We start from the raw sequence: 22,698 nt of genomic DNA on the forward strand, positions 1-22,698 counted from the left end.
GGCTACCAGGATGGTAGAGATGAAGACAGCGCTGATCGTCCGACATGTGCCGCGGGAGGGTGCGGCAGGCTATCTCCAGCCGATCGAAGCCGCCGGCTACGCGATCGAGCGGATCGACGTCGCCAGCCCCGACTTCGCCGATGTCGACCTCTGCACCCCCGACCTGCTGATCATGATGGGCGGCCCGATGGGCGTCTATGAACAGGACATTCATCCCTGGATTCCGCTCCAGATCGAAAAGCTCGCCGCGCGGCTGGAACAGGATCTGCCGACCCTGGGCGTCTGCCTTGGCAGCCAGATGATCGCCGCGGCGCTCGGCGCGCCGGTCTATCCCGGCGGGCGGATGGAGCTGGGCTTCGCGCCGGTCATGCTGAACGGGGCAGGGGCCGGATCGCCGTTGCGCCATCTGGACGGCATTCCCGTTCTCCATTGGCACAGCGACACCTTCGACCTGCCTTCGGGGGTCGAACTGCTTGCCTCGACCGAAAGCTATGCCCATCAGGCCTTTCGCCGCGGCTCCAACCTGTTGGCGCTGCAATTCCACGCGGAAATGGGCGAAGACCCTCGTTTCGAGGATTGGCTCACCCATTTCTGGGCCGACCTCGACATAGCGAAGCAATGCGGCATTGCCCTGCGGCAGGACCATGCCGATCATGGCCCCGCAGCCGTGGCCGCAGGACGCGCGATGATCGGCGAATGGTTGAGCGGAATCGAGAATTAGGGCGATCGGAACCGATCGCTGGTTAAGAAATCGCGGAAAACGAAGACTCTAAAGCGGTCGATCTGCTTCCGTCAGATCAGCCGCTTTAGAACTCGACTTCCAGTTCCTCGACCTCGTCCTCTTCCCGGCGAGCGGCGTCGATCCACTCGCGCATCAGATCCCAGTCGTTGCTCCAGTTGCAATAGGCGGCCGACGGCGCCGACAGCGCCACCGCATAACTCAGGAAACGTTGCGCCACCGGGGCGAACATGGCGTCGGCCACCGTCTGCTTTTCCCCGAACAGCCATGGCCCGCCATAGGCGCTCAGGCATTCGGTCCAGATTTCCTCGATGCGCTCTATATCCTGCCTGGCCCCGGAAAAGACGGGGAACTTCTCGTGCCGGACCTTCAGGTTCATGGGCAGGGCGGAGCGCAGGTTGATGAAGCCGGAGTGGATTTCGCCCGAAACCGAACGGCAATGCGCCCGCGCGATCCGCTCCTCGGGATAAAGGCCGGCATGCGGATAAAGTTCATGCAGATATTCAGCAATGGCGAGCGTGTCCCATACGCTCGCCCCCTCATGGGTCAGGCGGGGCACCAGCACGGAAGGCGACAACAGCAGCAATTCCGCCCGGTTTTCAGGATCATCGAGAGCAATCGTCTTTTCCACGACTTTCGGGCCCGCCATGCGGCACAACAGCCATCCGCGCAGGGACCAGGACGAATAAGTCTTGCTGGAAATGGTCAGTTCGGCTTCGGCCATGGCGTTCCTCCCGCTTCATCCCTATGTTTCATCATTCATGATGCGGTGCAATATGGAAAACCTGTATAACGCCCGCGCATGGGGCCGAATCGGTGTCAAAAGAGCTTAGGACGCGTTTGAGCAAGATGATGATGCTTTACAGTGGCTATCAGGCCTGGAACGACATGATGGCCCCTGCGCGCTTCGGTGCTCAGATCGCTCTTTCCTTCAAGGACAGGATGGGTCCGGCGGCGGATTGGGCCATGCCCCGCCGCATGTTCGCCCTGATGGACGTGTTCCAGGGCGCGAAGCTGACGCATCGCCGGCCGGCCTATGGCATAACGGAGGTGCGCAGCGGCAATGCGGTGGTCGCCGTGCGGGAAGAGGTGGCGCTCGACCTGCCCTTCGGCAACCTGCTGCATTTCGTGAAGGACGAGGTGGAGGCGCCTCAGCCGCGGGTTCTGGTGGTCGCCCCCATGTCCGGCCATTTCGCGACATTGTTGCGCAACACCGTCCAGACGCTGCTGCGCGACCATGACGTGTACATTACCGACTGGAAGAATGCCCGCGACGTGCCGCTGAGCGCCGGGCGCTTCGGTTTCGACGATTATGTCGATTACGTCATGACCTTCATGCAGGAAATCGGGCCGGGATCGCACCTGGTTTCGGTGTGCCAGCCCTGCGTGCCCGCCATGGTGGCGGTCGCCATCATGTCGGAGGACAAGGATCCGGCGACGCCGCGCTCCATGACGCTGATGGGCGGGCCGATCGACACCCGCGCCGCGCCCACGGTCGTCAACGAACTGGCCAATGACCAGTCGATCGAATGGTTCGAGGAAAATCTGATCAGCCTGGTGCCGATGCGTTATGCCGGGCGCGGCCGGCGGGTCTATCCCGGCTTCCTCCAGCTTTCCGCCTTCATGTCGATGAACATGGACCGGCACGGCGCCGCGCATCGCGAGTTGTACCAGTTGCTGGCCGACGGGAAGCAGGTGGAGGCGAACAAGATCAAGACCTTCTACGAGGAGTATTTCGCCGTGCTCGACATGACGGCGGAATTCTACCTGGAGACGGTGGACAGGGTGTTCCAGCGGACGCTGCTGGCCAAGGGCGAACTCACCTATCGCGGGCGGAAGGTCAATCCGGGCGCGATCCGCAAGACCGCGCTGCTGACGGTCGAAGGGGAAAAGGACGATGTCTGCGCCGTGGGCCAGACCGCGGCCGCCCACGCGCTCTGCACGGGCCTTCGTCCCCATTTGAAGCGCCATCACCTTCAGCCGGGCGTCGGCCATTATGGCGTCTTTTCCGGCAGCAAATGGGAAAAGCAGGTCTATCCGCAGGTTCGGAACATGATCCTGGCGATGAACTAGGGTGTATCGGCATTCAGCGCTGACGGCCTGCAAATGGCGGCTTTCCGCGCTTCCGGTGCTCACGTACCTTTAGTACGCTGTGCTCCGGGTCGCGAAAAACCACCATTTTCGGCTCGCCAGCATCTGAATGTCGATACACCCTAGGGAACGCGGATCAGCCGGCACGGGTGGATTTCCGCCACTCCTTCCTTCGTCACTCCGGGCTTGATCCGGGGTTCCGCTGCCCCGATCCGTCCCGCCTTCCATTCACTCCGGCCGCGTCCATATCCAGGTTCCGCCGATCAGCGCGGCGGCTACCGGGATCAGGCACCAGGGAAAGGGCGACAGGAACAACGCCAGCACCCCGCTGAACGCAAAGGCCGCCAGCGCCGCCTTCTTCCCCCGCCGGCTGATCGCGCCTCTTTCCCGCCAGCGCCGGATATGCGGCCCGAAATGGCGATGCTCCAGCAACCGCGCCTCCAGCGCCGGGCTGGACCGCGCGAAGCAGAAGGCGGCCAGGATCATGAACGGCACGGTCGGCAACAGCGGCAGGAAGGCGCCGATCGCCCCCAGCCCCAATGACAGGAAGCCGCAGGCAAGATAGAAATGCCGCCGCATCAGGCCGCGGGCAGCCGCAACCGGACCAGCGCGCCGCCCAGATCCTCGCTTTCCTCCAGCGTCACCGATCCGCCATAGATTTCCGCGACGTCCCGCACGATGGCCAGGCCAAGCCCGGTCCCCGGCTTCCCCGAATCCAGCCTGACGCCCCGGTCGAAAATCCGCATCCGGTCCGCCTCCGGAATGCCCATGCCGTCATCCTCGACCATGATCTCGACCATCGTTTCCTTGCGCCCCACGGTCGCGAATACGCTGCCCCCGCCATATTTGGCGGCGTTTTCGACCAGATTGCCCAGCATCTCGTCCAGGTCCTGCCGTTCCACCCGCACGGCGGCTTCCTTGTCGCCGTCCATGTCGATGCGCACTTCGGGATAGAGCCGCTGGACGGCGCGCTCCACCGCCTCCAGGCTGGCCCAAACTTCCGCCCGGCTGTGCGCCGCGCCGCGCCGCCCGACGGCTCGCGCCCGCGCCAGATGATGGTCGACCTGCCGCCGCATCGTCGTCGCCTCCCGGATCACCGTGTCGCCCAGGTCCGGCGACTGGGCGGTCGCGGCGTTCATGATCACGGTCAGCGGCGTCTTGAGCGCATGGGCCAGATTGCCCGCATGGGTCCGCGCCTCCTCCGCCTGTCGCTCATTATGGGCCAGCAGGGCGTTCAATTCCTCCACCATGGGCAGCACTTCGGCGGGCATCGGCTCGGTCACGCGGTTCTTCTCGCCCCCGCGCATGCGCACGATCTCCTGCCGCACCTTGCGCAGCGGGCGCAGGCCGTAAATGGTCTGCAAGGTGGCCAGCACGATCAGCCCCAGCGCCAACAGGGCAAAGCTCTCGAACAGGGTCGATCGCAGCGTCTTGATCTGCGCGTCCAGCCCTTCGCGCGCCTGCGCCACCATGAACATCCATCGCGTGCGCGATCCGGGCAGGATGATGCTGCGTTCCATCACGCGCAGGTCTTCGCCGGGGAACTGGTCACTGTCATAGATGTGCGGGGCGTCGTCCTGATGCTCCGGATTGACCTTCAGCGCCCGGTCCCACAGCGACCGCGACCGCCAATCCTCATGCCCCTTGCCGCTGATCTGGTAATAGATGCCGCTATTGGGCTCCAGGAAACGCTGGTCGGCGGGTTCGCGGTTGAACAGCACCTCGCCGTCCGGGCCGATCTCCGCCGATGCGATCATGGCGGTCAGCACATAGTTCATCCCGTCGTCGAAATTGCGCGTGATCGCGTCGGACAGCACCCGGTCCAGCGCCAGCCCGCCGCCCAGCAGTAGCAGGCTGATCCACAGCGCCGCGATGCCGATCATCCGGCGGCTGAGCGATCCGGTGGAACGGACCTGCGAAGGGGAGGGGAGATCGGTCAAAAGACGATCAAGCCTGTATCTCCGTTCGCCCTGAGCTTGTCGAAGGGCCGCACTTTCTTTGAGAAGAACAAGGCTTCGACAAGCTCAGCCCGAACGGAGGTTGGCGTTACCGCCCCGGTTCATCCAGGCTATAGCCCAGGCCCCGGATCGTCGTGATGACGTCCGCGCCCAGCTTCTTGCGGATGCGGGTCACGAACACCTCGATGGTGTTGGAATCGCGGTCGAAATCCTGATCATAGATATGCTCGATCAGCTCGGTGCGGCTCACCACCTTGCCCTTGTGGTGGAGGAGGTAGGACAGCAGCTTATATTCCTGCGCGGTCAGCTTCACCGGCTCGCCCTTCAGCGTCACCTTGCCCGAACGCGTGTCCAGCCGCACGTCGCCCGCCGTCAGTTCGCTCGACGCATTGCCCGAAGCGCGGCGGATCAGGGCGCGCAGCCGGGCGATCAGTTCCTCGCTCTGGAACGGCTTGGCCAGATAATCGTCCGCGCCCGCGTCCAGCCCGGCCACCTTGTCCGACCAGCTATCCCGCGCCGTCAGCACCAGCACGGGAAAGCCCCGGCCTTCCTTGCGCCAGCGGTCCAGCACGGTCAGCCCGTCGATGGTCGGCAGGCCCAGGTCCAGCACCACCGCGTCATAGCTTTCGGTCGCGCCCAGGAAATGCCCGTCCTCGCCATCATCGGCCAGGTCCACGGCATAGCCCGCGCCCTCCAGCGTGTTGCGGAGCTGTTGCCCAAGGCTCGGTTCATCTTCGACGATCAGCAGACGCATATGGCCCCGTTTCCGTTATTATGCTGTCAGCGCGACTAATGCGCCCAGCCGATTATATCGCCCGTGCGACCGTCCGCATCAACCCATAGCACCTTGCCGTCCTTCACATATTTCAGGCGATAACGGTTGGTGGAGGGATTGAATTCGCTGCCCAGATAGGTCGCCCCGCCCATGGCGGCGTCGACCCGGCGCTTGATGACGGAAAAGGGCATGACCTGCCCGTCCAGCATGGCGCGGCGCGCGGCATCCTGCTCGTCGCGCTGGCTGCCAGCATAAGCGGAAGGATTCGCGGCGAAAAGCGCCGCCATGGCTCCCAAGCCTGCTATCAGTCTGAACCGCATCATTTTCATGACCTTGGCATAGCCGCGAACCATTGAACAGGTGGTGAATGGGGAGGGAGCCAACCTTCTTAATCCTCCCCATCGAGAGATGGGGAGGGGGACCGCGCGAAGCGTGGTGGAGGGGAATGGGGTACGACCTCCGAATTTCCCCTCCACCACCGCTTTCAGCGGCGGTCCCCCTCCCCATGCAAGCATGGGGAGGATTTAATGTCGGCTATTGGCCACAATCCTATTTCTCCAGCGCATACTGCACCGTCAGCGTCACAGAAGACCCGACCTGTCCCGGCTCCACCGGCGTCGCTGGCGCCGCGTCCGCCTTGAACCGCGCCGTCACCATCATCGGCATGGGCGGCTGGCCGCCGCTGTTGCTCTCCGCCAGCGAAACCAGCCGCGCCGCGCGATAACCCGCCGCCTGCGCATAGAAATCCGCCTGCGCCTTCGCGGTCTTCAACGCCGCCGCCCGCGCCTGCGCCAGCATCGGCGTCGGATCGCTGATCGAGAAGCTCGGCCCATTCACATTGGTCGCCCCGGCCTCCACCATCGTATCCAGCAGCGTCCCGACCTTCTTGATGTCGCGCAGCTTCACCGAAAGCTGGTTCGACGCCTCATAGCCGATGAAGCGCGGTCCGCTCGGCTGCCCGTCGCGATTGCTGTAATCATATTGCGCGCTCAGATTGATGCCGCTGGTCTGGATGTCCTTCTTGGGGATTCCCGCCTTCACCAGCGCGGCGATCAGCTTGTCCATCTGCACCGCATTGTCGCGCATCGCCTGCGCGGCAGTCTGGGCGCGGGTCTGGACCCCGGTGCCGACCGTCGCCATATCCGGCGCCGCTTCCACGGTTTCGGTAACGTTCAGCGTCACGACCGGCGCGGTTTCGGCGATGGTGACGCTGGTCTGAGCGACCGCCGCGACGGGCAGGGCGGCGCCAAGGGCGGCCAGGACGAACATGGATTTCACAGGGCTTTCTCCTCAGGAAGCAATGCAGCCTCATTGTAACGGCTGCGATGAACGGACGCTGACATGCGTTGAAAGCCGTCAGACAGCTTCGGGTTCCCCCTCTTGCCCTCGACCCCCGGAAAGCCTAGCTGCACCGCCATGGCGGCTCCCATCCTTTCCTTTGAAAATCTCGGCCTGTCGCAGGGCACCCACTGGCTTTTCCGCAATCTCGACATTTTCGTCGGGGAGCGGGATCGGCTGGCGCTGATCGGGCGCAACGGCGCGGGCAAGACCACGCTGCTGAAGCTCATCGCCGCGCAGATCGAACCGGACGAGGGCACCCGTTCGGTTCGTCCCGGCGCCCGCGTCATCATGCTGGAGCAGGATCCCGACGTCAGCGGCTTCGCCACGCTGCGCGATTTCGCGCTGGCGGGCCGGTTCGCGCCGCCCGCCCATGAGGTGGACGCCATCGCCAGCCAGCTCGGCACCGACCTCAACCGCGAAGCCGCCACCGCGTCGGGGGGCGAGCGCCGCCGGGCCGCCATCGCCCGCGCACTGGCCAGCGAGCCTGACCTGCTGCTGCTGGACGAACCCACCAACCATCTCGACATCGACGCCATCGACTGGCTGGAGGGCTGGCTCGGCCGCTATAATGACGCCTTCGTCGTCATCAGCCACGACCGCGCCTTTCTGACCCGGCTGACGCGCCAGACGCTGTGGTTGGACCGGGGTGGCATCCGCCGCAACGAAATCGGCTTCGGCGGTTTCGAGGAATGGATGGAGGCCGTCTATGCCGAGGAAGCCCGCGCCGCCGAGAAACTGGACGCGAAGCTCAAGATAGAGGCCCATTGGCTGGAGCGCGGCGTCACCGCCCGGCGCAAGCGCAACCAGGGCCGCCTCGCCAAACTCTGGGAAATGCGCGCCCAGCGCGCCGCCATGGTCGGGCCGCAGGGCGTCGCGAAGATCGCCGTCGCTAGCGACGACAACAAGACGAAGAGTGTCATCACCGCCGAACATGTGACCAAATCCTTCTCTCCGTTCGCTTCGAGCGAAGTCGAGAAGCGGCAGTCCGATGGCGTCTCGACTTCGCTCGACACGAACGGGGCTGGACTGCCGGGGCGCACGGTCATCAAGGATTTCTCCCTGCGCATCCAGCGCGGCGACCGCATCGGCATCGTCGGCGGCAACGGCGCGGGCAAGACCACGCTGCTGAAACTGCTGACCGGCGAACTCAAGCCCGATAGCGGCGAGGTCAGGCAGGCCAAGTCGCTCGACATGATCTTCATCGACCAGCAGCGCAGCCTGATGCAGCCCGACAAGCGGGTTCGCGACGTGCTGGCCGAAGGCGGCGACTGGATCGACGTGCGCGGCGTGCGCAAGCATGTCCACGGCTATCTGAAGGAATTTCTCTTCGATCCTTCGCTGGCAGAGGCGAAGGTGGGCACGCTGTCGGGCGGCGAGCGTTCGCGGCTCCTCTTCGCCCGCGAATTCGCCCGCGAATCGAACCTGCTGGTCCTCGACGAGCCGACCAACGATCTCGATCTGGAAACGCTCGACCTGCTCCAGGAAGTGATAGCCGACTATGAAGGCACTGTCCTGATCGTCAGCCACGACCGCGATTTCCTCGACCGCACCGTCACCGTCACGCTGGGTCTCGACGGTTCCGGCACCGTCGACGTGATCGTCGGCGGCTATGCCGACTGGGTCGCCAAGCGCCAGCCGAAGAATGCGCCAAGGCAGGAGAAGAAGGCGGCCGCGCCTCCGCCGCAGAAAAGCGCCGCGACCAAGCTCAGCTACAAGGACCAGCGCGATTTCGACCTGATCCCCCAGCGCATCGAGGAGATGGAGGCCGCCATCGCCCGCGACGAGGAAGCGCTGGCCGACCCCAATCTCTACAGCCGCGATCCGGCGAGGTTCGACGCCCTCACCAAGGCCATCGAAAAGGCCCGCGCCGAAAAGGACGCGGCGGAGGAACGCTGGCTGGAACTGGCGGAAAAGGCCGAGGGGCTGGGCGGCTAGAAGGCCTTGCGCCAATCCCCTCATCTGTTAGCCAGAACAGCCAGCCAGGGGAAATATGCATGGAACAATCCGCGACGATGCAGGATAACGACATGATCGACGGCCATCACGCTGTCCATTATGTCAACCGCGTCGGCTGGCTGCGCGCCGCCGTGCTGGGCGCCAATGACGGCATCGTTTCCACCGCCAGCCTGCTGACCGGCATCGCCGCCTCCGGCGCGGCGCGGGAGACGATCCTGCTGTCCGGCATAGCCGCTCTGGTCGCGGGCGCCATGTCGATGGCGGCGGGCGAATATGTCTCCGTCAGCGCTCAGTCCGACACCGAACGCGCCGACCTGGCCAAGGAGAAGAAGGCGCTGGCCCAGCAACCCCATGTGGAATGGGAGGAGTTGCGCGACATCTATGTCGACCGCGGGCTGACGGCGGACCTTGCGGGCCAGGTGGCGACGCAGTTGATGAATGCCGACGCGCTGGCCGCCCATGCGCGGGACGAACTGGGCATTTCCGAAGTCAGCACCGCCCGCCCGATCCAGGCGGCGCTGACCTCCGCCGCGACCTTCTCCGCCGGCGCCGTCGCCCCCGTGCTGGCCGCCGTCGCCAGCCCGTCGAACGCCATCGCCGCTGTCGCCGTCACCTCGCTGTTGTGCCTGGCGATGCTTGGCTATGTCGGCGCTCGGCTCGGCGGGGGCGGGGCGGCGCGGGCAGTGGCTCGCGTCGTCTTCTGGGGCGTTTTCGCGATGCTTGCGACCTCCGGGGTAGGCAAGCTCTTTGGCACCGCCATATGATGGGGGGAACCGTCCATCCCAAGGAGAGCTTGCCATGATCCAGCAGATTCCGCTCAAGACCATCAAGGGCGCCGACGCCAGCCTGGCCGACTATGCGGGCAAGGTGGTGCTGGTGGTCAACGTCGCCTCCCAATGCGGCCTGACCCCGCAATATGAGGGGCTGGAAAAGCTCTATCGCGACTATAGGGACAAGGGGCTGGTCGTCGCCGGCTTCCCCGCCAATGATTTCGGCGCGCAGGAGCCGGGCAGCAATGAGGAGATCGCGACCTTCTGCACCACCCATTTCGGCGTCGACTTCCCGATGTTTGAGAAGATCGTCGTTGCCGGGCCTGAAAAGCATCCGCTCTACGCCGCGCTGATCGGCGCGCAGCCAAATGCGCGGGGGGAGGGCGCCCAGTTCCGCGAAAAGCTGGTCGGCTATGGCATCACGCCCAATCCGGAGCCCGAAGTGCTCTGGAATTTCGAAAAGTTCCTGATCGCGAAGGACGGCAGCGTCGCCGCCCGCTTTGCACCCTCGACCGCGCCCGACGATGCCGGCCTGGTGGCGGCGATAGAGGCGGAACTGGCGAAATAGCGCCCGGCGCCGCGCCATGAACCAGACGCTGCTGCCGCAGATCGGCCCGGTGCTCGAGACGCTCGGCATCGTCGGCACATTCGTTTTCGCCGCGTCCGGGGCGCTGGCGGCAGCGCGCCTGCGCCAGACGCTCGTCACCTTCGCCTTCTTCGCGCTGGTGACGGGGGTGGGGGGCGGGACTGTCCGCGACCTGCTGATCGGCGCGCCCGTTTTCTGGGTTCGCGACGCGGTGCCCGCCATTGCCTGCATGATGGCGGCGCTGCTTGTCTGGTTCACCCCGCGCCGCTTGTGGAGCGACAGCGCTCTCGACTGGCTGGACGCGGTGGGACTCGCCGCCTTCGCCGTCTATGGCGCGGCCAAGGCGATGAGCTATGGCGTGCCTCCGCTGGTCGCGGCGATGATGGGCGTCGTCACCGGCTGCGTGGGAGGCATCATGCGCGACCTGCTGGCGGGCGAGCCGTCCATATTGCTGCGGCCGGAACTGTACGTGACGGCGGCGGCGCTGGCTTCGGGCCTGTTCGTCTTCCTGCGCTGGATGGGGCTGGACGTTCCCGTCGCCGGCCTTATCGCCGCGTTGGTCGGTTTCGTGCTGCGGGCCGTCGCGATCCGCAAGGGACTTTCGCTGCCGCATTATCGGCCGGAAGACTGAGCCAAAAAATCGGTGGATGGTCTCCGCCGTCAACCCTGCGCCTTTTTCCGCCGGGTTTCCCAGCCCTTCCTGGCGGCGGCGGAACGATCCGCGGCCGGCCGACGGGCCGATGCCGCGCCGCCCTTCTTCCCGCCCTTGCGCGAGGAGGCATGGCTGTCCGGCTTGCCCCGGCCGGAACCGGACTTGTTGCCGCCGCCCGATTCCTTGTTGACGGTCGCCCAGGCGCGCCGTTCCGCTTCCCGGCGGGATACGCCGCGATCCTCATAACCCTGCTCGATATGCTCCGCCTTGCGCTTCTGCTTGTCGGTGTAGCTGCTCTTGTCGCCCTGGGGCATGACCGTCTCCTTCTGCTTGCATGCGGCTTCAACGATCGATGCGTCGGGCCGTTCACATCGCTGCACAAGCGTCACGAATTAGGGGGGAACGAGTCACGAGCCTCGTTTCGAGTTTCTCGAATTCCACCATTTTCGTCTCCCCTTGAACTGAATCCCCACACGCCCAAGGGGAACAGGGCGGTCCGGCCTGCGTTCACCAGCGCATGGAGCAGCGCACTCTTCTCGAACGTCTGGCGCGTCATCTGGCGTCGGGCCATCCCGATCCGCATCCGGAACGCTGGCAGGAACAGGTGGAGGCCGCCGCCGGGCTGCTCGCCATCATCAAGGATCCCGACGATGTCATGCGGCAGGCGGGCGACGACCGCATCTGGCGGGCGATGATCGATGCGGCGCTGCGCCAGCGCTGGTCCATCGCCTCCGCGCCCTCCGTGGAACCGCCCGGCGGCGCCGATGAGGAAGGCGACATCCCGCTGACGCCCGATACCGTCAGCGGCAACCGGGCCGAATGGGTCCATCTGCACGAAACACAGGAGAAGCCGAAATGAAGGGGTTGTTGAAACTCGCATTCGTCACCGGGCTGGGCGCCGTCGTCTGGCGGGGATGGAAGGAACGGCAGGCGGGGCGCGACGCGGGCGCCCATCGCGGGACAGGCTTCTCGTCCGGCCCCGTGCGCGACGCGGGGCCGGACGAACAGCATATCGACGCGCGCGACTGGGACATGGTGGACGAGCAGATCGATGAAAGTTTCCCCGCCAGCGACCCGCCCGGCAATTATCGCGGCCTGCATTGAGGCGCCGGGCCGCCTTATCGATCAGATCGCTTCCCAATCCATTGCGCCGTTTATGCCCCGCCTCTATTGAGGCGGCTGCCGGCCCCATGCCGGGCCAACAGGGGAATAACATCAATGCCTTCGGGTCTGATCGCGCTGCTCGACGACGTAGCGGGGATTGCCAAGCTCACAGCCAGTTCGCTGGACGATGTCGCCGCCGCCGCTGGCAAGGCGGGGTCCAAGGCGGCAGGCGTCGTGATCGACGACACTGCCGTCACGCCGCGCTATGTCATGGGCCTGACGCCGGACCGCGAACTGCCCATCATCTGGAAGATCGCCAAGGGTTCGCTGCGCAACAAGCTGCTGTTCCTGCTTCCCGCTGCGCTGGTGCTGAGCGCCGTCGCGCCCTGGCTGTTGCCTCCCCTGCTGATGCTGGGCGGGGCGTTCCTCTGTTTCGAAGCGGCGGAAAAGCTGCTCGAAGCGGTGCAGGGCGGCCATGATCTGGCCGAAGAGGCGCTGGAAACGCACAGTTCCGTGGAATTGGAGGACCAGAAGGTCTCCGGCGCGATCCGCACCGACTTCATCCTGTCGGGCGAGATCATGGCGATCGCGCTCGGCACCGTGGCGACGGAGCCGATCTGGGAGCAGGCGATCATCCTGGTCGTCGTCGCCTTCCTGATCACCGCGGGCGTCTATGGCGTCGTCGGCTTCATCGTGAAGATGGACGATATCGGCCTGCATCTGGCGGAACGGCGCTCGGCCGGCGCGCGCATGCTGGGCCGGGCGATGGTGAAGGCCATGCCGGTGCTGATGGGGATATTGAGCGTGGTCGGCACGGCGGCGATGCTCTGGGTCGGCGGCGGGCTGATCGTCCACGGGCTGCATGAATTCCACTGGGATCTGATCCCCGGCGCCATCCATCATGTGGCGGCGGACGCTGCCCATGGCCTGCCCGCCATCGCTCCGGCGGTGGAATGGGTCGTGAACGCGGTGGGCGCGGGCATTGTCGGCTTGATCGTCGGCGGCATCGTCGTGGCGGCGCTGCACCTTTTCAAAAAGCATTGATGCGTTCACCCTGGCGCCTGGAGGCCGGGGCGCTGACGGCGCTCGCGCTGCCGATGATCGCGGGCAATATCGCCTGGGCCGGCATCGCGGCGACGGACCTGCTGCTGCTCGGCCGGCTGGGCGCGGGCGCGGTGGCGTCGGGCGCGCTGGCCATCAACCTGTTCAACGCGCTGCTGATCTTCGGCATGGGCCTGGTCACCGCCGCCGCGCCGCTGATCGCCACGGAGCGGGGACGGCGGCTGCATTCGGTGCGCGACGTCCGACGGACCGTGCACCAGACGCTGCGCGCGGCGACGCTGTTCGTGCTGCCCGCCTGGGCGCTGCTGTGGGAAAGCGAATCCATCCTGCTGCTGATGGGGCAGGAGGCCGACCTGGCGGCGCAGGCGGGCGAACTGATGCGCGGGCTGCAATGGGCGCTGCTGCCCTTTCTGGGCTTCACCACGCTGCGCAACTTCATCGCCGCGCTGGAACGGCCGGTCTGGGGGCTGGTCATCATGGTCTGCGCCATCCCGTTCAACCTGCTGGCGGGATGGGCCCTGATCTTCGGGCATTTCGGTTTCCCCGCGCTGGGGATTTTCGGCGCGGGCATCGCCAGCAGCCTGTCCTCATCCTTCCTGTTCCTGGGTCTGCTGTCGGTCATCCTGATCGACCGGCGGTTCCGCCGCTATCGTCTGCTGGGGCGATTCTGGACCCGCGACCGGGAACGGCACCGCACCGTCTGGGCGCTGGGCCTGCCCATCGCCATCACCCTGGGGCTGGAGACGACGGTGTTCAACGCCTCCGCCTTCCTGATGGGATTGATCGACCGCGATTCGCTGGCGGCGCATGCCGTCGCGATCCAGATCGCCGCGCTCGTCTTCATGGTCCCGATGGGCATCGGCCAGGCGGCGACCGTGCGCGTGGGCCTCGCCTATGGAAAGGGCGACCTGGCGGCGGTCGGGCGAGCCGGCTGGCTGGCGCTGGCGATCGGCACCGGATTCGCGCTGATGGCGGCGGCGATGCTCATCGCCTTTCCGCGCATGCTGATCTCCGCCTTCCTGGACCTTTCCGATCCCGCCAATGGACGGACGGCGACGCTGGCGGTCGGTTTCCTGGGGGTCGCCGCGCTGTTCCAGTTGGTGGACGCCGCGCAGGCGGTTGGCGCGGGCGTGCTGAGGGGCATTCAGGACACGCGCGTGCCGATGATCTTCGCCCTGATCGGCTATTGGGTGATCGGCATCGGGGTCGGCGTCATCCTGGCCTTTCCCCTGGGATTGCAGGGCCTGGGCATCTGGCTGGGCCTTGCAAGCGGGCTGGGCGCGGTCGCGCTGCTGCTGGTGGCGCGCTGGACCCTGCGCGAGAAGCTACATCTTCTGCCGCACAAGGGAAAGGCTTGATTCGCTCGTCTGGCGAATGCGCCGGATTGCGTCGGCAGGTGATGGTGCGACGCACAAAGCAATTGAACCGGCGCGTCAAATCGGTAATGGAAAACGCATTATGACCGCTCCTACCATGTTCTTCGAGGCGATTGCGCTTCAGAAATGTCTGATGGCGACCTATAACAAGATGGTCGTGAAGCTCGCCCCGCACATCCTGTACACGCGCCATGACGAAATGTTCATCGACGCGGTGACGATAGAGCGCGACGGCCGCCCGCCGCGGGAGCTGAAGCTGGGCACGTTCAAGCTGGCGGGACTGAACGACGTCAGCCTGATCGAGGAGAAGTTCGAGGCGATGCACGGCCTCTACGATCAGGCCGACAGCAAGTATAAGGGCGTGACCCTGTTCGCGGTGGAGCCGGAGAGCGCGGCGGCCTGAGATTTCATTGCGGGTTCGGCGTTGGAAAAGGGCGGTCCCGCGGGGCCGCCCTTTTCCGTTGGGGTTTGTTCGGTTCAAGTGGTGTCTGGAGGCACGCGGCTCCTTACCGCCGATGCTTGCCCCTTTTCGATCCGATGTGCCGGACATTGCCGGGCCGCCCGCGCCGGGCGCTGCCGGGGCGCACCCGGTCCTTCTTGAAGCTCGGCCGCTGGGGCGGGGCGTCGGGCAGTTCGAAGCGCAGCGATCCGTTGATCGGATCCGCCTCCGCCAGCCGCAATGCCAGCCGCTGCCCGACCGTATAGCGATCCCCGCTCTCCACGCCCTCCAGCGCCCGCCCGGCTTCGTCGAAGAAGAAACGCTCGTCGCCCAGCGTCGACACCGGCACCAGCCCGTCGCCGCCCAGTCCCTCCACCGTGGCGAAGAAGCCGAAGCTCTGCACGCCGGTGATCCGCGCCTCCACCAGATCGCCGACATGCGCCGCCAGGAAGGCCGCGACATAGCGGTCGGTGGTCTCCCGCTCCGCCTCCATGGCGCGGCGCTCATGCTGGCTGATCATTTCGCCCACGCGGCCCATATTCTCCATATCCTCGCCGCTCAGCGAAGACCGGTCGGGAATGTCCCCCTTGGGCGCGGGCAGTTCCAGCCCATAGGCGCCCACCAGCGCCCGGTGCACCAGCAGGTCGGCATAGCGCCGGATCGGCGAGGTGAAATGGGCATAGGAACCCAAGGCCAGCCCGAAATGGCCCAGATTGGACGGCGCATAATAGGCCTGGGTCTGGCTGCGCAGGATCTGCTCCATGATCTGGGGCTTTTCCTCCGCTTCCCCGACCCGTTCGATCAGCCGGTTGAAGGTCGCAGGCCTCACCACCTGCCCCAGGGCGAATTCGATGCCGAAGGTCGCCAGATAGTCCTTCAACGCGACCAGCTTGTCCCGGCTCGGCGGTTCATGGACGCGGTACATGACCGGCGCCTTCTTGGCCTCCAGCGCCTTGGCCGCCGCGACATTGGCGGCGATCATATAATCCTCGATCAGCATATGCGCGTCGAGCCGCTCGCGCACCGCGACGCTGACGATCTTGCCATAGTCGTCCAGCACCACCCGCCGCTCCGGCAAGTCCAGCGCCAGCGGCTCCCGCTTGTCCCGCGCCTTGCGCAGCAACGCCCAACAGGCCCAAAGCGGCCTCAGCGCCGTCTCCAGCAACTCCCCCGCCCGCAGGCGGGAGGGGGTCGGGGGGTGGGCTGGCGCGTCATCCGCCCCCATATCCAACGTCCCATCAATCGCCGCCTGCGCATCCTCATAGGCCAGCACCGCCACCACCCGGATCACCGCGCGGGAGAAGCGCCAGCTCTTCACCTTGCCCGAAGCGTCAAGGACAAGGTGACAGGCCATCGCCGCCCGATCCTCGCCCGCCCGCAACGAACACATGTCGGACGAAAGCTGGTGCGGCAGCATCGGCACCACGAGATCGGGAAAATAGACGCTGTTCCCGCGCTTCCTCGCTTCCCGGTCCAGCGCGCTGCCCGGCCGCACATAATAGCTGACGTCCGCGATCGCGACGATCGCCTTGTAGCCGCCTGAATTGGCCGGATCGTCGTCCGGCGCGGCCCAGACCGCATCGTCATGGTCCCGCGCATCGACCGGATCGATGGCGACGATGGGCAAATGCCGCAAATCCTCCCGCTTTTCCTCATGCAGGGCCAGGCTGGAAGCTGCCACTGCCTCTTCCTCGACCCGCTCGGAAAAGACATGGGGAATGCCATGCTTGTGGATGGCGATCAGGCTGAAGCTGCGTGGCGCGAAGGGATCACCCAATATGTCCGTGACCCGCGCCGTGATCCGGGGCGGGCGCCCCACCGGCTCGGCCAGCACCAGGTCGCCCTTCTTCGCCGCGCCGGCGTCCGAAATCGGCGTGTCCCGGCGGATGCGCTTGTCGACGGGGCGCAGCCACAGCTTGCCGCCGTCGCCTTCCTCCACCACGCCCAGCAATTCCTCGCTGGCCTTGGCGAGTTTCTTCATCGGATGCGCGACCCAGCCGCGCCCGGCTTCCTCCGTCCGCGCCAGGATGCGGTCGCCTATGGTCAGCGCGCCGCGCTTTCCCCGCTCCACGATGCGCAGCCGGGGTGCGGGCTGTCCCTCCGCCTCCCAGCGTTCGGGCGTGGCGATCAGGGTGGTGTCGTCGACATCGACGATCCGCAGCACCGTGACCTTGGGCACGCCGCCCATCTTGTGGAAGGCCCGCGCCGGGCCGATGTCGATCAGCCCTTCGTCCGCCATGTCCTTGAGCAGCGCCTTGAGCGCGATCTTCTCCTGCCCCTTGAGGCCGAAGGCCTTTGCGATCTCCCGCTTTCCGGCCGGCTGGTCGGACGTGGCGATGAAATCCATCACCTGCTCGCGCGTCGGAAAGCCCGCGGGCCGAACCTTGGTCCGTGCGGAGTCGGTTTTCTTCTTCTTTTCGGTGGATGCCATGGACCAGCTATAGGGAGAGGGGCACCGACATGCCAGTGCCGCATGGGATAGGCATCATGCGAATCGCGCCGACCGAGCCATAATCCCGTGGGGTGGTTTCCCGCCATTCCCTACTTCGTCACCCCGGGCTTGACCCGGGGTCTCGCTGCCTTGGGCTGGGCGCGGACTCAGAAAGAAAGCGGGACCCCGGATCAAGTCCGGGGTGACGGAAAATTGATGTCAGCTCCTGACCAAAACCGGCCATCAGCTTCCATCACCAGCAAGCAACACCCATCACCGCCAAAGCCCCAGCAACAGCGCCGCCAATCCCCGCTCATCCGTTTTCGCCACTCGCGGCGCGCCATAGCCCCGGCATTCCAGGCAATCGGCGCGCACGCCCGCGCCGCTCACCAGCGCGCGCACGTCGGCAACGGCCTGCAACGCCCAGTTCCGCTGCACGATCGCCTGCCGCCCGAGCAGGTCGCGCCCCACCATGGCCTCCGGCGCACCGGCATCGTCCTCATCCTCCCGATCCATGATAGACTGGACGAACTCGGCGAACTTGTCGGGTTCCCTGGCAATGCGATAGGGCCTGGCCTTGGCCGGATCGATCTTCGCCAGCTTCGCCGCCTCGGCAACCGCCTCTTCCAGCCCGCCGAAGCGATCGACCAGCCCGATCTGTCGCGCCGTGCCGCCGTCCCAGACGCGCCCTTGCGCAATGGCGTCGATCTGCTGGGGCGTCTTGCGGCGCGATTGCGCGACCAGTCCGACGAAGCGGCCGTAAATATCCTCGACCCCCATCTGCATGATCCGGTCGAATTCCGGCGTGGTGCCGCCGGCGATGTCCGGCTGGCCCGACAGCGGCGTCGTCTTCACGCCGTCGGTGGTGACGCCGATCTTCGCCAAGGTGCCCTCGAAACTGGGCAATATGCCGAACACGCCGATGGAGCCGGTGATCGTATCCGGCTCCGCGAAGATCACATCGGCGGGCGTCGACACCCAATAGCCGCCGCTGGCCGCCACATTGCCCATGGACGCCACAATGGGCAGGCCTTCGGACTTTGCTTCCATGATGGCGCTGCGGATCTTCTCCGACGCCATCACCGATCCGCCCGGCGAATCCACCCGGACCACCAGCGCCTTCAAGTCCTTCTCCGCCAGCGCCTTGCGCAGCAGCGCCGCAATCGTGTCTCCCGCCGCCGTGCCCGGTCCGGCCTCGCCATCGACGATGTCGCCTGCAATCGTCAGCACGCCGATCTCGCCGCCATTGGCGGGCTTGTGGGCCTTCATGTAGTTTTTGAGGTCGATGGCGGCGAAATCCCCGGCCTTGTCGTCCGGCGCATCGCCCGCAACCTCTGCCACCCGCGCGCCGAAGGCCGCTTCGTCGCCCATCCGGTCGACCAGTCCCGCGCTAACGGCCGCCTTCGCCAGATTGCCGCCAGCCGCCTCAGCGAGGCCCGCCGGATCGCGCACATAGGCCGCCAGCCGCGCCCTGGGCCGCGCCTTGGCCACTTCCTGTCGCCAATCCTCCCACAGGGCGTCGGCCAGGGCCTGATTGGCCTGACGGGCTTCGGGCGACTGCTCGGTCCGCGTGAAAGGCTCGACGAAGCTCTTGTAGGTGCCGACGCGATAGACATGGGTGTTGACGCCCAGCTTGTCGATCAGTCTCTTGTAATAAAGCCCCGATCCGCCGCGCCCGGTGATCGCCACGCCGCCCAGCGGGTTCACCCAGCTCTCGCTCGCATGGGCGGCCAGTTGGTAGCTGTCGTCGCTGTAGATGGTCGCATAGGCGAAGACCGGCTTCTTCGCCGCGCGCACCGCGTCCAGCGCCTTGCCCACCCGCGCCAGCGCCACCTGACCGCCGCCCATGAAACCATCCAGGTTCAGCACGACGGCCTTCACCTTCCTGTCGTCCCTGGCGGCATCCAGTGCGGCAACGATGTCGGCCAGCCCATATTCCTTCGCCCGGTCGCTCCCGCCCGACAGCAGCGCCATCGGATCGATTTCCGACGGCTGTTCGACGATGGTCCCGTCCAGTTTCAGCAGCAGCGCGCCGCTGCCGACGCTCTGCGCTGGCTTGGGCGACCAGGACAGGGCGGCATAGAGCGCCCCGAAGAACATCAGCAGGAACAACAGCACCAGCCCGTCCTTGATGGCCACCAATATGCGCCACACGCCCTTCACAAATGCCAAGTTGCCGGTTCCTTCCTTCAGCTTCTGCGTGGGCTATCCCATCGACGGACCGACTGCAATGTGGGGGCAGGCCGGGGCCGCGCAAGCTTGCGTCGGATATTTCCCGCGCTATGGGAGGGCGCAATTCTTGGTTTCTCGTGCAGGAGACACGCTTCATGCCCACGCTCGTCCTCATCCGCCACGGCCAGTCGGCCTGGAACCTCGAAAACCGCTTCACCGGCTGGTGGGACGTGGACGTGACCGAAAAGGGCGCGGAGGAAGCCCGCGCCGCCGGCCGCCTGCTCAGGGAAAAGGGGCTGGACTTCGACCAGTGCTACACCTCCGTCCAGACCCGCGCGATCAAGACGCTGAACCTGGTGCTGGAGGAAATGGGCCGCCTGTGGCTGCCGGTCGAAAAGGACTGGCGCCTCAACGAACGCCATTATGGCGGCCTTACCGGCCTCAACAAGGCGGAGACGGCGGCCAGGCATGGCGACGATCAGGTGAAGATCTGGCGCCGCAGCTTCGACACGCCCCCGCCGCCGCTGGAGCCGGGCAGCGAGTTCGACCTGTCGAAGGACCGCCGTTACGCGGGCATCCCCATCCCCTCGACGGAATCGCTGAAGGACACCATCGCCCGCGTCCTGCCCTATTGGGAGGAACGCATCGCCCCCGACCTGAAGGCGGACAAGCGCGTCGTCATCTCCGCCCACGGCAACTCGCTCCGCGCGCTGGTGAAGCACCTCTCCAACATCCCCGATGACGAGATCACCGAACTGGAAATCCCCACCGGCCAGCCGATCGTCTATGACCTTGCCGACGACCTGACGGCCAAGGACCGTTACTACCTGTCGGAACGCTGAAATCCGATGTGCTCCTGCGAAGGCAGGAGCCCAGTCCTTCCGTCCGAACTGGGCTCCTGCCTTCGCAGGAGCACGGAATAGAAACGGAAAGCCGCAATTCCCGCATTGCCCCTCCGCCAACCTCCCGCTAAGGGGCTTTGCTTTCCGCATGATCAGGGAAAGTGCGCAGCGAAATGACCGGGGCAGTCGAAGCCGCGAAAGTCGGCATCATCATGGGCAGCCGATCCGACTGGGAAACGATGCGCCACGCATCCGAAACGCTGGAGGCTCTCGGCGTCGCCCATGAATGCAAGGTCGTCTCCGCCCACCGCACGCCCCAGCGCCTCTACGACTATGCCACCGGCGCGGTCGGCCGCGGCCTGAAGGTCATCATCGCGGGCGCGGGCGGCGCGGCGCACCTTCCCGGCATGGCCGCCTCCATGACCCGCCTGCCGGTCCTGGGCGTCCCCGTCGAATCCAAGGCGCTGAAGGGCATGGACAGCCTGCTCTCCATCGTCCAGATGCCCGGCGGCATCCCCGTGGGCACGCTCGCCATCGGCAAGCCCGGCGCGATCAACGCGGCGCTCTTCGCCGCCTCCATCCTCGCCACCACCGACGAAGCGCTTGCCGCACGCCTTGACGCCTGGCGCGAAAAGCAGACCAACGACGTGGCGGAAACCCCGGAATAAGATGACGACGATCCCGCCCGGCTCCACCATCGGCATATTAGGCGGCGGTCAGCTCGGCCGCATGATCGCCATCGCCGCCGCGCAGCTTGGCTATCGCACCCACATCTACGCCCCGGAATCGAGCGGCCCCGCCGCCGATGTCTCCCCCCGCTGGACCCAAGGCGCTTATGAAGACGCCGAAGCCCTCGCGGCGTTCGCCGACAGCGTGGACGTCGTCACCTATGAATTCGAGAATATCGACCCTTCGGCGGTCGAAGTGCTCGCCACCCACGGCCTCGTCCGCCCCGGCGCGCAGGCCCTGCGCGTGGCGCAGGACCGCCTTGCCGAAAAGCGCTTCGTCTGCGACCTGGGCGGCCTGACCGCACCCTTCGCCCCGGTCGAAAGCCTGGACGATCTGGAAGAAGCCCTCGACCGGATCGGCAGCAGGGCGATCCTGAAAACCAACCGCATGGGCTATGACGGCAAGGGGCAGGCGCGCCTTTCCGATCCCGGCGACGCGGTCGGCGCATGGAACGCCATCGGCCGCCAGAGCGCCATCCTGGAAGGCTTCGTCACCTTCGCGCAGGAATTTTCCGTCATCCTCGTGCGCGGCGCGGACGGCCAGATCCGCTTCTGGGACTCCGCCGCCAATGTCCACACGGACGGCATCCTCGACACCTCCACCGTCCCCGCCGGATGGCTCGTCGAAAGCCAACTCCCCGAAGCCCGCGCCCTCGCGGCGAAGGTCGCCGACGCGCTCGACTATGTCGGCGTCCTGACGCTGGAATTCTTCGCCAGCGCCGACGGCCCGGTCTTCAACGAAATGGCTCCCCGCGTCCACAATAGCGGCCATTGGACCATCGAGGGTGCGCTCACCAGCCAGTTCGAAAACCATGTCCGCGCCATTTGCGGTCTGCCGCTGGGCGACACCGGCCTCGCCGCCGCGAAGGTGGAGATGCGCAACCTGATCGGCGAACAGGCCAATGACTGGCTGCAAATCCTGTCCGACCCGGCCAACCACCTCCACCTCTACGGCAAGCACGAAGCCCGCCCCGGCCGCAAGATGGGCCATGTGACGCGGCTGACTCTGTGATCGGAACAGGCCACCCCCTCACCTCCGTTCGGGCTGAGCCTGTCGAAGCCCTTTTCTTTCTTCAAAGGAAGTAAATTCCCAGGGCGAGTGGAGGACAGGCGTCATGAACGATAATATTTCGGCCCGAACCCTATGACCGACACCCCCGAAATCCTCATCATCCTGGCCCGCGCCGACAATGGCGTGATCGGCAAGGATGGCGACCTCCCCTGGCGCCTCCCCGCCGACCTCAAACATTTCAAGGCGTTGACCCTCGGCCACCCGATGGTCATGGGCCGCAAGACCTTCGACAGCCTGCCCGGCCTGCTCCCCGGCCGCCGCCACATCGTCCTCACCCGCGACGCGACATGGGCAGGGGAGGGGGCCGAACCCGTCCCCACGGTGGAGGCCGCCATCGCAAGGGCCACCGCGCCCACCATCGCCGTCATCGGCGGCGCGGAGATCACGAAACTCTTCCTCCCCCTCGCGCACCGCATCGAACTCACCGAAGTCCATGTCGACGCGGAAGGCGACACCCATATCCCCTATCCCGACCCCGCCGACTGGCAGGAGGTCGCCCGCCAGGATCATCCCGCGCAGGACGGCCGCCCGGCCTACAGCTTCGTCACCCTCCGCCGCGCCGCCGCGCATTGCCAGCGGCCCGACACGCCCCTATAGCGCCCCT

Annotated in this window: 24 protein-coding genes; 15 read left to right on the forward strand and 9 right to left on the reverse strand. The window is 66.0% G+C overall.

Going from position 1 to position 22,698, the window contains the following annotated elements; all coding sequences use genetic code 11:
- Window positions 1–19: 19 nt before the first annotated feature.
- The gene (locus SIDU_RS03920) at window positions 20–721 is read left to right on the forward strand and encodes a glutamine amidotransferase (RefSeq protein ID WP_007688202.1); all 702 of its coding nucleotides are present in this window, start codon (window positions 20–22) and stop codon (window positions 719–721) included.
- Window positions 722–806: 85 nt separating this feature from the next.
- Here SIDU_RS03920 and SIDU_RS03925 read toward each other — a convergent pair whose 3' ends face one another.
- The gene (locus tag SIDU_RS03925; RefSeq protein WP_007688200.1) at window positions 807–1,463 is read right to left on the reverse strand and encodes a glutathione S-transferase; all 657 of its coding nucleotides are present in this window, start codon (window positions 1,461–1,463) and stop codon (window positions 807–809) included.
- A gap of 125 nt (window positions 1,464–1,588) precedes the next feature.
- Here SIDU_RS03925 and SIDU_RS03930 point away from each other — a divergent pair, with 125 nt between their 5' ends.
- Complete coding sequence (locus tag SIDU_RS03930; protein ID WP_039980378.1) at window positions 1,589–2,812, forward strand: polyhydroxyalkanoate depolymerase; 1,224 nt, start codon at window positions 1,589–1,591, stop codon at window positions 2,810–2,812.
- A gap of 246 nt (window positions 2,813–3,058) precedes the next feature.
- Here SIDU_RS03930 and SIDU_RS03935 read toward each other — a convergent pair whose 3' ends face one another.
- The 5 genes from SIDU_RS03935 to SIDU_RS03955 all read right to left on the reverse strand — a co-directional run bounded on the left by SIDU_RS03935 (window position 3,059) and on the right by SIDU_RS03955 (window position 6,841).
- Window positions 3,059–3,409, reverse strand: coding sequence for a YbaN family protein (locus tag SIDU_RS03935; RefSeq protein ID WP_007688196.1), 351 nt, complete (start codon window positions 3,407–3,409; stop codon window positions 3,059–3,061).
- Complete coding sequence (locus SIDU_RS03940) at window positions 3,409–4,713, reverse strand: sensor histidine kinase (RefSeq protein ID WP_007688194.1); 1,305 nt, start codon at window positions 4,711–4,713, stop codon at window positions 3,409–3,411. The genes SIDU_RS03935 and SIDU_RS03940 overlap by 1 nt, the downstream gene beginning before the upstream one ends.
- A gap of 163 nt (window positions 4,714–4,876) precedes the next feature.
- Window positions 4,877–5,542 carry a response regulator transcription factor gene (locus SIDU_RS03945; protein ID WP_007688191.1) on the reverse strand — a complete coding sequence of 222 codons (666 nt, stop codon included), beginning with the start codon at window positions 5,540–5,542 and terminating at the stop codon, window positions 4,877–4,879.
- A gap of 35 nt (window positions 5,543–5,577) precedes the next feature.
- On the reverse strand, window positions 5,578–5,916 hold the full coding sequence (locus SIDU_RS03950; protein WP_007688182.1) for a hypothetical protein: 339 nt from the start codon (window positions 5,914–5,916) through the stop codon (window positions 5,578–5,580).
- A 196-nt stretch (window positions 5,917–6,112) separates the two neighbouring features.
- On the reverse strand, window positions 6,113–6,841 hold the full coding sequence (locus SIDU_RS03955; RefSeq protein WP_007685272.1) for an SIMPL domain-containing protein: 729 nt from the start codon (window positions 6,839–6,841) through the stop codon (window positions 6,113–6,115).
- A 138-nt stretch (window positions 6,842–6,979) separates the two neighbouring features.
- Between SIDU_RS03955 and SIDU_RS03960 the strand changes: the two genes are divergently transcribed.
- The 4 genes from SIDU_RS03960 to SIDU_RS03975 are packed head-to-tail and all read left to right on the forward strand — an operon-like array spanning window position 6,980 to window position 10,847.
- Complete coding sequence (locus SIDU_RS03960; RefSeq protein WP_007685269.1) at window positions 6,980–8,839, forward strand: ABC-F family ATP-binding cassette domain-containing protein; 1,860 nt, start codon at window positions 6,980–6,982, stop codon at window positions 8,837–8,839.
- Between the two features lie 59 nt (window positions 8,840–8,898).
- Entirely contained in the window at window positions 8,899–9,624 is a 726-nt protein-coding gene (locus SIDU_RS03965; protein WP_007685267.1) for a VIT1/CCC1 transporter family protein, read from the forward strand.
- Between the two features lie 34 nt (window positions 9,625–9,658).
- Entirely contained in the window at window positions 9,659–10,198 is a 540-nt protein-coding gene (locus tag SIDU_RS03970) for a glutathione peroxidase (protein WP_007685265.1), read from the forward strand.
- A 16-nt stretch (window positions 10,199–10,214) separates the two neighbouring features.
- Complete coding sequence (locus SIDU_RS03975; protein WP_007685263.1) at window positions 10,215–10,847, forward strand: trimeric intracellular cation channel family protein; 633 nt, start codon at window positions 10,215–10,217, stop codon at window positions 10,845–10,847.
- Between the two features lie 29 nt (window positions 10,848–10,876).
- On the opposite strand, the gene SIDU_RS03980 is transcribed toward SIDU_RS03975, so the two are convergent.
- A complete protein-coding gene (locus tag SIDU_RS03980) occupies window positions 10,877–11,182 on the reverse strand; it encodes a hypothetical protein (RefSeq protein ID WP_007685262.1) in 306 nt (101 codons plus the stop codon).
- 203 nt (window positions 11,183–11,385) lie between these two features.
- Between SIDU_RS03980 and SIDU_RS03985 the strand changes: the two genes are divergently transcribed.
- The 5 genes from SIDU_RS03985 to SIDU_RS04005 all read left to right on the forward strand — a co-directional run bounded on the left by SIDU_RS03985 (window position 11,386) and on the right by SIDU_RS04005 (window position 14,813).
- Window positions 11,386–11,727, forward strand: a complete 342-nt coding sequence (locus tag SIDU_RS03985; RefSeq protein WP_007685260.1) for a hypothetical protein — start codon at window positions 11,386–11,388, stop codon at window positions 11,725–11,727.
- On the forward strand, window positions 11,724–11,972 hold the full coding sequence (locus SIDU_RS03990; RefSeq protein WP_007685258.1) for a hypothetical protein: 249 nt from the start codon (window positions 11,724–11,726) through the stop codon (window positions 11,970–11,972). The genes SIDU_RS03985 and SIDU_RS03990 overlap by 4 nt, the downstream gene beginning before the upstream one ends.
- Window positions 11,973–12,086: 114 nt before the next feature.
- Window positions 12,087–13,016: a DUF808 domain-containing protein gene (locus SIDU_RS03995; RefSeq protein ID WP_007685255.1), complete on the forward strand. Its 930-nt coding sequence runs from the start codon at window positions 12,087–12,089 to the stop codon at window positions 13,014–13,016.
- On the forward strand, window positions 13,016–14,392 hold the full coding sequence (locus tag SIDU_RS04000; protein WP_007685253.1) for an MATE family efflux transporter: 1,377 nt from the start codon (window positions 13,016–13,018) through the stop codon (window positions 14,390–14,392). Before SIDU_RS03995 ends, SIDU_RS04000 begins: the two co-directional genes overlap by 1 nt.
- Window positions 14,393–14,492: 100 nt before the next feature.
- Complete coding sequence (locus SIDU_RS04005) at window positions 14,493–14,813, forward strand: hypothetical protein (protein WP_007685251.1); 321 nt, start codon at window positions 14,493–14,495, stop codon at window positions 14,811–14,813.
- 103 nt (window positions 14,814–14,916) lie between these two features.
- On the opposite strand, the gene rnr is transcribed toward SIDU_RS04005, so the two are convergent.
- Together rnr and sppA are read right to left on the reverse strand one after the other, a co-directional pair.
- Window positions 14,917–17,280, reverse strand: a complete 2,364-nt coding sequence (gene rnr, locus SIDU_RS04010; RefSeq protein ID WP_007685249.1) for a ribonuclease R — start codon at window positions 17,278–17,280, stop codon at window positions 14,917–14,919.
- Between the two features lie 273 nt (window positions 17,281–17,553).
- Window positions 17,554–19,452 carry a signal peptide peptidase SppA gene (sppA, locus tag SIDU_RS04015; protein WP_007685247.1) on the reverse strand — a complete coding sequence of 633 codons (1,899 nt, stop codon included), beginning with the start codon at window positions 19,450–19,452 and terminating at the stop codon, window positions 17,554–17,556.
- Window positions 19,453–19,607: 155 nt separating this feature from the next.
- On the opposite strand from sppA, the gene gpmA reads away from it, so the two are divergent.
- The 4 genes from gpmA to SIDU_RS04035 all read left to right on the forward strand — a co-directional run bounded on the left by gpmA (window position 19,608) and on the right by SIDU_RS04035 (window position 22,691).
- The gene (gene gpmA / locus SIDU_RS04020; protein ID WP_007685244.1) at window positions 19,608–20,294 is read left to right on the forward strand and encodes a 2,3-diphosphoglycerate-dependent phosphoglycerate mutase; all 687 of its coding nucleotides are present in this window, start codon (window positions 19,608–19,610) and stop codon (window positions 20,292–20,294) included.
- Between the two features lie 173 nt (window positions 20,295–20,467).
- Window positions 20,468–20,962 carry a 5-(carboxyamino)imidazole ribonucleotide mutase gene (purE, locus tag SIDU_RS04025; RefSeq protein WP_007685288.1) on the forward strand — a complete coding sequence of 165 codons (495 nt, stop codon included), beginning with the start codon at window positions 20,468–20,470 and terminating at the stop codon, window positions 20,960–20,962.
- A gap of 1 nt (window position 20,963) precedes the next feature.
- Entirely contained in the window at window positions 20,964–22,034 is a 1,071-nt protein-coding gene (locus tag SIDU_RS04030; RefSeq protein WP_007685291.1) for a 5-(carboxyamino)imidazole ribonucleotide synthase, read from the forward strand.
- Between the two features lie 132 nt (window positions 22,035–22,166).
- Entirely contained in the window at window positions 22,167–22,691 is a 525-nt protein-coding gene (locus SIDU_RS04035) for a dihydrofolate reductase (protein ID WP_007685293.1), read from the forward strand.
- The last annotated feature ends 7 nt before the right edge of the window (window positions 22,692–22,698 follow it).

The organism is Sphingobium indicum B90A (assembly GCF_000264945.2).
Taxonomy (GTDB): Bacteria; Pseudomonadota; Alphaproteobacteria; order Sphingomonadales; family Sphingomonadaceae; genus Sphingobium; species Sphingobium indicum.

Excerpts from the sequence above, each read along its gene's own strand:
- SIDU_RS03975 (WP_007685263.1), top strand. The coding sequence starts at position 10,215 with ATGAACCAGACGCTGCTGCCGCAGATCGGCCCGGTGCTCGAGACGCTC.
- SIDU_RS03960 (WP_007685269.1), top strand. The coding sequence starts at position 6,980 with ATGGCGGCTCCCATCCTTTCCTTTGAAAATCTCGGCCTGTCGCAGGGC.
- SIDU_RS03985 (WP_007685260.1), top strand. The coding sequence starts at position 11,386 with ATGGAGCAGCGCACTCTTCTCGAACGTCTGGCGCGTCATCTGGCGTCG.
- SIDU_RS03920 (WP_007688202.1), top strand. The coding sequence starts at position 20 with ATGAAGACAGCGCTGATCGTCCGACATGTGCCGCGGGAGGGTGCGGCA.
- SIDU_RS04000 (WP_007685253.1), top strand. The coding sequence starts at position 13,016 with ATGCGTTCACCCTGGCGCCTGGAGGCCGGGGCGCTGACGGCGCTCGCG.
- SIDU_RS03940 (WP_007688194.1), bottom strand. The coding sequence starts at position 4,713 with ATGATCGGCATCGCGGCGCTGTGGATCAGCCTGCTACTGCTGGGCGGC.
- SIDU_RS04030 (WP_007685291.1), top strand. The coding sequence starts at position 20,964 with ATGACGACGATCCCGCCCGGCTCCACCATCGGCATATTAGGCGGCGGT.
- SIDU_RS04005 (WP_007685251.1), top strand. The coding sequence starts at position 14,493 with ATGACCGCTCCTACCATGTTCTTCGAGGCGATTGCGCTTCAGAAATGT.
- SIDU_RS03980 (WP_007685262.1), bottom strand. The coding sequence starts at position 11,182 with ATGCCCCAGGGCGACAAGAGCAGCTACACCGACAAGCAGAAGCGCAAG.
- SIDU_RS03965 (WP_007685267.1), top strand. The coding sequence starts at position 8,899 with ATGGAACAATCCGCGACGATGCAGGATAACGACATGATCGACGGCCAT.
- purE (WP_007685288.1), top strand. The coding sequence starts at position 20,468 with ATGACCGGGGCAGTCGAAGCCGCGAAAGTCGGCATCATCATGGGCAGC.
- SIDU_RS03995 (WP_007685255.1), top strand. The coding sequence starts at position 12,087 with ATGCCTTCGGGTCTGATCGCGCTGCTCGACGACGTAGCGGGGATTGCC.
- SIDU_RS03990 (WP_007685258.1), top strand. The coding sequence starts at position 11,724 with ATGAAGGGGTTGTTGAAACTCGCATTCGTCACCGGGCTGGGCGCCGTC.
- SIDU_RS03935 (WP_007688196.1), bottom strand. The coding sequence starts at position 3,409 with ATGCGGCGGCATTTCTATCTTGCCTGCGGCTTCCTGTCATTGGGGCTG.
- gpmA (WP_007685244.1), top strand. The coding sequence starts at position 19,608 with ATGCCCACGCTCGTCCTCATCCGCCACGGCCAGTCGGCCTGGAACCTC.
- SIDU_RS03930 (WP_039980378.1), top strand. The coding sequence starts at position 1,589 with ATGATGATGCTTTACAGTGGCTATCAGGCCTGGAACGACATGATGGCC.
- SIDU_RS04035 (WP_007685293.1), top strand. The coding sequence starts at position 22,167 with ATGACCGACACCCCCGAAATCCTCATCATCCTGGCCCGCGCCGACAAT.
- SIDU_RS03950 (WP_007688182.1), bottom strand. The coding sequence starts at position 5,916 with ATGGTTCGCGGCTATGCCAAGGTCATGAAAATGATGCGGTTCAGACTG.
- rnr (WP_007685249.1), bottom strand. The coding sequence starts at position 17,280 with ATGGCATCCACCGAAAAGAAGAAGAAAACCGACTCCGCACGGACCAAG.
- SIDU_RS03925 (WP_007688200.1), bottom strand. The coding sequence starts at position 1,463 with ATGGCCGAAGCCGAACTGACCATTTCCAGCAAGACTTATTCGTCCTGG.
- SIDU_RS03945 (WP_007688191.1), bottom strand. The coding sequence starts at position 5,542 with ATGCGTCTGCTGATCGTCGAAGATGAACCGAGCCTTGGGCAACAGCTC.
- SIDU_RS03970 (WP_007685265.1), top strand. The coding sequence starts at position 9,659 with ATGATCCAGCAGATTCCGCTCAAGACCATCAAGGGCGCCGACGCCAGC.